Origin of the sequence: Pseudomonas sp. Irchel 3E13 (genome assembly GCF_900187455.1) — a bacterium.
In the GTDB taxonomy this organism is placed as follows: domain Bacteria; phylum Pseudomonadota; class Gammaproteobacteria; order Pseudomonadales; family Pseudomonadaceae; genus Aquipseudomonas.
On sequence record NZ_FYDX01000012.1, the window covers coordinates 24,370 to 32,392 of the forward strand.

Here is an 8,023-nt window from a genome sequence, read left to right on the forward strand (position 1 = left end):
CGCTAACCCTCAAGCTCATCCAAGAAATTCAAGACGTCATCCAACGATGGCAACGCCTCTTGCGCCTGATTCTCTTCAATGACTTGGATTTCTACCAGCCCCGACATTGCGGCGGCGTTCTTGGCCAGCGTCCAACCTCCATCGGCGTTCCACACAATGGCACCGTTTTCAAGTTCGGGGTTTTCCAGCGTTTGGATGAACGCCTCGCACTTATAGAGCTTCTCACCCAGTTTTTGGGCCGACTCCGATGCCCCAAACACACCCCGAGACTGCGCATTCAGGGCGTTATCGAGACGGCGTTTAAGGTCGTCGCGTTCTTCCATTAGGTTGCCAAGCTTCACGTCATCTCCTTTGACGCAACCGAGCAGCCCGCAGTCCAAACAGGCTCCCATTTTCGGACAGGGCTCGGAAGCAAAGTTGTGCACACAGATGCCGAGATGGGTTTGATGGATAATGCGATCCTGCTCACCCTCGCGCAGTTCCCTCACATCAACCAGGCTCAGCGGCTGATTGGTTTTGACCTTTTCCAGACGCTGAGTAGCGGTGCTGTGCTTCGTTTTGGGGTGGTAAGCCGCAACCGCTTGGGTACGCTCTTCGATGGTTTCATGGTTGTAGACCGAACCCATCGTCGTGCGCCCGGAGAAGGCGTCAATCAGGAGTTGCGACAGACCGGCCTGGTGCATCCGCGTGTTCAATTCGTGCCGAAACGCATGCGTGTTGACCTTGACACCGGGGTAGCCATGGCGCTCGAACAAGCTTTTCGTTCTCAGAGTGTTACTACCGCCTAATTGCACATTTAATCGGCCAGTGTTCGCTGCGATCTCCACGCCAAACCCGTGTTTCACAACAACATGACCTGAGTCTTTATTCAGTGCTCCAGTGCGCACAGTGAACAACGCATCACGATACCTCACACGGGCTTTGCCCTCGGTGTACTGCGTGGTATACGGGAAGTCCTTTGGAAGATACTTTTCCCGCAATAGCAAATTGAGCTTGCGCAGCGTGATTACACACAGGTCGTTAAGCTCAACACTCTGGACTTCTGGCCGGCCCTTGGTGATCGCCTTCCTTGGGGTTTTCCACCCGTCACGGATCTCGGCCAAGAGGCTCCGGACGGCGGGGCTGAGCGCCTTTCGCTTCTCCAAGGGTTTCAGGAATTTGGCATAGAATACTTGTCGTGAACTGTAGTCCTCATGAACGGTAAGATTCAGCGCGGCACAGACTTCGGCGTACGTGAGCGGTTCATCAGGCCCCTTGGGTGGCCGTCCTTCATGGGGCGGAAACTCATCGGGGTGGTCTTCTAGCCAGGCGGCGTAGGCCCGCGCCTCACCAGTGATCGGTTTTAGTAATGCGATCGCCCGTTCGACAACCTGCTCCATCTCAGGCTTAACGACGGGCTTCAGCATCACCTGGTTTATCTTTTCCGCATACCAGCGCAGGAACATGCGCCGATTGCCCTGTGAATCCTCCTTGAATACTAGGCAGTCCAATTCAACATCTGCCAATTCACCCACGCGACTGGGTGCGCTCAGCAACAACACACAGGCGGATGTCACAACAATATCGAGGGGGCGAGTTAATTCGTTAGCGAACACTTGCCCGAGGGCTCTGATCGCGTCAGGGCTGGGTAGCTTCTGTTCCTGATCCGCTTTCTGCTGCTTGAGCGTGCCCCTCGGCCTCAGCTTCAGCGGAGTGGTCCACCGGAAATCCGACTTGAGCAGTTTTTTGGCCCGCATCAGGGTGATGAGGGTCTCAAGTGCCCGGCCGTGCTGGTAGGCGGTGTTGCCTTTTGTCCAGTGACGGTTCATTTGCTCGCACGCTTTATTGCAGACAGCGGCGGACACCCGCGTCACATCCCGCGTGCAGGTCAACTCGAACAGAGCGACTTCCAGGGCCTTCAGGGCATTCAGCAAGTTATTAAGTGATTTTTTCTTCAAATACACTCGCCGGTACACCACCATGGCTTTGGCGAACTCCGCGAAAGGTTCCTGCATCGCTTCAGGAGCAGATATGGTCGATCCGTGCGCCGTGAAGCTACAGGAATGGACGCCGTGCTGGTGCCAACTGCCGTCTTCCCAGCGAATACTCGCGTGCACTCGATTGGGAATGCCTTTGGGCAGGGTCTGCTTTGCCCATTCGATAAACGCCGCGAGTTGAGCCTCCGCGGCAAGTTGGCTCCTGGGCTTAAAATCGACAATATTGTTCGACGGTTCAGAGTAAGACGCATCGGTCATTTGGTTTCCTCCCGGATTGCAGCATGACCTCGCAATCCAGAATCACCTTGCGGCAAGCCAGAATGGCCCGATCCCAGAGCACGCCGGTCGTTTTATCCTTTGCAATGGTTTGCGCCCTACGCCGTTCCAATCGCTCAAGGACCGCGCGGTGATTGGCGTGCAGAAGGGGTTGGAATTTTCCGCATGCGTAACAGGTGTACGGCGCATCGAGATGGCAGGCGGCAGTGGCACTGCATATTGCCACGTCCTCGATTTGTCGATCTGCGCGATCCCAGTTTTTCGCTGAGGTGCGATCCGTGACGATAACCCCGGTAAACGCATTCACAACCAAGGCCAGATGGTCGCTCATCTTCGCGTCGATCAACGCAAGCAACTCCGGCGACACAGCTCGGTACTTACGCACTGTTCCAGTATTTATGTGCATCAATGCGCGGGCCATCGTCCACTCATCCAACCCCGCATTGGAAAGATCCGTGCCGAGGGTGTGTCTGAACCGGTGCCCCCTCGTCACTTTCAGCGGCTGATGGGTGCGAGGCGAAATCGGAAAGCCCTCCATTCGCTCGATGCACCATAGCCAATACTTAATCGTGCATGATCCCACATGAAAGATCGGCTGCGGCGAGTCCTCTAGGCCTTTCTGAAGGGGGCTATCGAGCAAAATCGGGGGATTCACCCGCTCGTAAGGACTTGCTTCATCATCCACTTTCCGACGAAAGAGGGGTACATTCTCAATGGCTGCATTCCAGTCGGCACCGTCTGGATACGTTTGCCAGAGTAGCGCCAGAACCATTGCCTTGTAGGCCTGTACGGTATTGTAGAGGTCCTCATCCAGACTGAATATTTCGGACTTTGCTCGCCAACCTGCCTCGTCGTCTTTTTGCTTTGCCCAATGAAACTTGACCTTGCAGCCCTGATCGCTCTTCGTGAAATCACCAAAAATCATCATTCGCACCTGAGCGCCACGCGGCCCATAAATCATCAACATGCGCAGGTAAAGGTATTGCTCGAAATCTAGCTGCCCGTGACCAAACTGCTCATGTATCCATTGGTACAGCGCATCTTGCTCCATCTGCGTGAATGGGCCTTTTTCGGGGTCCAGGCTGAGGATCACATCTTTGCTGGAATGCTTTTTCCTGGGGAGTGCCTGATAGGCATCGATTAAGGATTGCGACGGGCGCTGTTCGAGGGATTCGCATTCACGCCAGAACACCATGAAAGCGGCAATGGCACTAAATTCAGAACTGTTCAAGCGCTCTCGAAGAGAGGTCAGGTGATCCTCGTTGAGCAGGTCAATCCCGGCCTGAGCAGCCCGCGACAACGCACTTGTGGTATTAGCAACCGTCCCCGCTTTCAGATCGGCCATTCGGTACGCCAAGGCGGCGTGCAACCAGGGCTGCCAATCCGGCGAAACGCACGCAATAGCTGCTTCCCAGTTGACTGAGCTATTAGCCGATTTATCCGGTTTCCACATGGGGTGACTAGGTGTGAAAACTTCCCCGCACTTGGCCAGCCGAGGTGTGTTCAGCCATGCGTCGAGGCTGTTTCTCGTGGGGGCCTGAAGTGCTTCGACGGCGATGTTCACTCTGAACCTCCTTGTGTCGTGCCGGTCTTCTGACGCTTGGCCATAAACCGCTCGGCTCGTTTCTGTATTGCTTTGTCTGCCTCCTCTTTCCAGAATTTCGCGCCATAGAGACCGGGCATGTTTGATTCCGGGCTCCAGCCGAACATCCATGTGAGAGTCTTTTGAACTTGCGTGGTGCGATCCTCCGGCGTGAGCACTGCCAGTTCCTCACGCATGCTTTCCAGCATCGTGTAGACTGCGTCATGCCTCAGAATATGTGGGTGCACATGAGCCAGTTCCGGCGCTATTTCTCTGACCCTGGACAGAACCCCATCCACTGCCTTAATGGTCAGAGGTCCGCCCTCATTTCGCCTGTGCGCCACCAGCAAAAACGGATGTCTTCTCGCCCGCGATGAGCTGTTGCGGGGCTCTCTGTGGCGATATTTCGCTTCGTACTCAGTGATTGCGTCATACAGGTCATCGGTCATCACCAGCATGCGCTCGTGTGTCTTGAATTGTGGGGCCATGGTTCGTGGATCGAGGCTCTCATCGTCCAGGTTGACCACCGCTAGTTGACGACTGTGCCAGTGAATATCGCTGATCTTGATCAGCAGCATCTCGGAGCGTCGCAACCCCATGTCGAGACCCAGCAGCAAAATGATGTAGTTACGCAGCCTGATGGCTTCACTTGAAAAAGGGTTCTTGGCGCTATCCGGATGCATGATTTCCAGCAATCGAGCTCGCTCCTGACTCGTAAGCCCTTTCATTTCGTCCGTTCGCGTTTTTTTCCACGCAGGGCTGGCCGCTTTGATCTTGCGGTTGATGCGCTTCGTCAGATCGTCTATCGCCTCATACCGTTTTGCGTGATCACCCAACTTGTCATAGAGGAAGGCCAGATAGTCGCGTACAGCCTCGATTCGTTGCTGCGCATGGGCTTTACCAACGGATTTGTAAGCAGTCGGATGCAACCGTACCCCCGTGTACTTCATGGCCAAGGTTTCCTTGCTAAACCCTGCATCCGACACAAACCTAGAAAGCTCACTATCTGTCAGGTATTGGCTGTAAGGGCGCTGTTCGAGATGGAAAATCAGATCAATGGAGGAAAAAGCCAGAAATTCCTCAAACACAGCCAGATGCTCAAGGTACTTCTTGGTCGTATCGAGGGCTCTGCCCGAATGCTCCATCGTGATGTATAGGTTGGGGTAGTACACAGGGATGTAGTCTTGCACCAGCAGCTTTCTTCGAGCAGCATTCACCACCAGCTCTATGACTTGGAAACCCATGTTGCTCCCTCATAAAACATGACTTTTCTGAGTATAGTCAGGGGCATGGGACAGTCAGCGAAAAACCTAACGTTTTGCTTCCCGGGGTTAACCGCCTGTCTCGACCCTCAAAGCATTGAAAATACAGGATTAAAGGAGAATCAAACCGTGTCCAAAAGTGACAAGGCAGGCAAAACAGGCTCTTACGTCTATGTGAAGGACTGGCATCTACAAGGTTGCCCGGGGCTATCCAATTACGACCAAGTGTTTTTGGATGAAGCTCAAGACGCATCTGACGTCATGCTGTCTTGTCTCGCTTATGCCCAGAGGGCCACCTACGTCGGTGACGCAGGCCAGCAGATCTTTCAATTCAGGGGCTCCCAGGACGCAATGCTGAAGGTCCCTGGTCGAGAATACCCCCTTACCCTGTCCTTCCGCTTTGGGCCTACCATAGCCGATCTGCTGAACCGGATCCTGCAGTTCAAGTCCTCCCCGCCTTCAATAAAGATTCGTGGCCTTGCTGCCAAGCCTTCCAGGGTAGGCCCAATTTCCCCGCGGGATGAGCACACCAGGATTTTCCGGACAAATACAGCGCTTATTCGTGATGCGATCACCCTGAAGGATTTGGGCGAGTCGTTTTCAATTGTCGGAGACACCAATGATTTACGCGACAGAGTTGAGTCCGTCTTCGCACTGATGAGAAATGCCCCTAGGGAGGTTAAGCATCCAGCATTCTCCTTCCTCAGAACTCATGATTCTCTGGCTGAATGGGCCAGTGAGCATCCAGGCACAGATACCGCACAGGTCTATCAACTCGCTAGAGACTACGAACTCCGCGAAAATGATTTGGTTCGTATCCTATCGGGCAGAGGCCAGACCCCGAAAGGAAGAGTGACGCTTACTACATGTCACAAGGCAAAGGGCAGGGAGTGGGCTAACGTGATAGTTCGTGAGGATTTCGACCAAAGCCTATCAATTGCACGGCGCCGAAGCGTCTCCCAGTTCGACGATGAACTGAACCTCCTCTACGTGGCTGCGTCCCGATCCAAATCGGCAGTAGAACTCCAGATCTCGGAGCTCAACATCTAAGGCCCCCTCCCCTGCTGACTTAGCCCGCTATGCGGGTTTTTTTGTCTCCCGCAGATAGCGAGGCTTACCAAATGCTTATCGATTGTCACCCGATAGTCGCCCGAACAAGTTTGGGCACAGTGACAGGAATCTTTTGTCGACCGATTGTCGCCCCAAGTTCACGAGAAGCGTCGGGTAGCCAATTGCAAGGCCCTCCCCTGCTGGGTGTCAAACAGCTGGTTTCGCCGCAAGGGCCCGCTATTCCCAACGCGGGAATATACGCAGCCAACAAGGATACGATCAGGAGGGTTGAACCGCAACGCCGGTAACCGGCGCCCTCAGGGATAAATTCAATGCGGCTGTCGGCGCTGCTCAGCAGTGGCATATCCCTAATTAGAATCGAGCGACAATCGGTCGACCCAAAACATGGAGGATGACCGCTCTACAATCGATCGCCTATCGAACGGCATCCGCAGTTTCTTACTATTTGTGAGGCACAAAGAAACCATTTCGTGGACGGGCCACCAGGGGCCAGGTGCGCGGGTGTCGATTGTATGGTTCATTCCCATCGTGGGAATGCTCCAGGTAACGCAGCCTAACTGATGATGGCCGTAGGCCAGACCATCTGCTCGTTTGCCTTCTTCGATACGAGGCAAAGCCCAACTCAGCGCCCAGCGCCCATGTAGGCCATTCGAGCCAGAAAGAGGGCTTCGATCGGGCGAAGGGGAAGATCTCGTGGAGGTACCATTCCCATCGTGGGAATGGCTCTGGAAGCAACACCTCACCGATGCTGGAGGATGTATCAGGCCGGCTGCTAGACATCGCGCTATCGATATCGGAAAGCGCTGCGGCCTTCGCACGGCAGCTCCGTAGGCCACCCAGGGCGCCGATCGCCTCGGCGCTCTAGGGCACGTGGTGTTCAAATTCCCAACGTGGGAATGGCCCTTACATTACCACGTCACCGATACCGGACGGTGTGACAGGCTGGCTGCTGGATCTGGCGCCGCGGATCCGGACGGGGGCGGACATCGCCCGGCAGCCTTGGCGGCCATCCAACACAGCAAGAGGGCAGCAACCGATCAACGGGCTAGGGCAGGCGTAGGCCCCATTCCCATCGCGGGAATGCCTCTGCCAGCGCCAGGTCAATAATGCTGGAAGGTGTGTCGGGTCGGCTGCTCGACCAGGCCGTCGATACCGGAGCGGGCCGCGGCATCGACCGCAACCCTGGAGGCCGTTCATCTTAGCAAGAGGCCATCGACGGGGTCGGCGGGAGGGCACGTGCAGCTCCCATTCCCATCGTGGGAATGCCCCTGGCAGCGGCTGGTCAATGATGCTGGATGGTGTGCCGGGCCGGCTGCTCGATCAGGCCATCGATACCGGAACGGGCGCGGCCATCGCCGGCAGCCCTCGAGGCCGTTCATCTCAGCAAGAGGGTATCGACAGGGTCGGCGGAGAGGGCACGTGCAGCTCCCATTCCCATCGTGGGAATGCCACTGGCGGCTGGTCAATGATGCTGGATGGTGTGCCGGGCCGGCTGCTCGACCAGGTCGTCGATACCGGAACGGGCCGCGGCCATCGCCGGCAGCCCTGGGGGCCGTCCATCTCAGCAAGAGGGTATCGACGGGGTCGGCGGGGAGGGCACGTGCAGCTCCCATTCCCATCGTGGGAATACCCTGGCAGCGCCAGGTCAATAATGCTGGATGGTGGGCCGGGCCGGCTGCTCGATGAGGCCATCGATACCGGAACAGGCCGCGGCCATCGCCGGCAGCCCTGGGGGCCGTCCATCTCAGCAAGAGGGTATCGACGGGGTCGGCGGGGAGGGCACGTGCAGCTCCCATTCCCATCGTGGGAATGCCCTGGCAGCGGCAGGTCAATGATGCTGGATGGTGTGCCGGGCA

General features: G+C 56.1%; 4 protein-coding genes. 1 reads left to right on the plus strand and 3 read right to left on the minus strand.

The window, feature by feature from the left end; translation table 11 throughout:
* Nucleotides 1–2 precede the first annotated feature (2 nt).
* Genes CKW37_RS21120 through CKW37_RS21130 form a run of 3 tightly spaced genes read right to left on the minus strand, consistent with a single transcriptional unit; the run spans nt 3 to nt 5,078 of the window.
* Entirely contained in the window at nt 3–2,234 is a 2,232-nt protein-coding gene (locus CKW37_RS21120; RefSeq protein ID WP_095158099.1) for a hypothetical protein, read from the minus strand.
* Nucleotides 2,212–3,816, minus strand: a complete 1,605-nt coding sequence (locus tag CKW37_RS21125) for a tyrosine-type recombinase/integrase (RefSeq protein ID WP_095158101.1) — start codon at nt 3,814–3,816, stop codon at nt 2,212–2,214. Before CKW37_RS21125 ends, CKW37_RS21120 begins: the two co-directional genes overlap by 23 nt.
* Nucleotides 3,813–5,078, minus strand: coding sequence for a site-specific integrase (locus CKW37_RS21130; protein WP_095158103.1), 1,266 nt, complete (start codon nt 5,076–5,078; stop codon nt 3,813–3,815). The genes CKW37_RS21125 and CKW37_RS21130 overlap by 4 nt, the downstream gene beginning before the upstream one ends.
* 147 nt (nt 5,079–5,225) lie before the next feature.
* Here CKW37_RS21130 and CKW37_RS21135 point away from each other — a divergent pair, with 147 nt between their 5' ends.
* Nucleotides 5,226–6,146, plus strand: a complete 921-nt coding sequence (locus tag CKW37_RS21135) for an ATP-binding domain-containing protein (protein WP_256587818.1) — start codon at nt 5,226–5,228, stop codon at nt 6,144–6,146.
* The last annotated feature ends 1,877 nt before the right edge of the window (nt 6,147–8,023 follow it).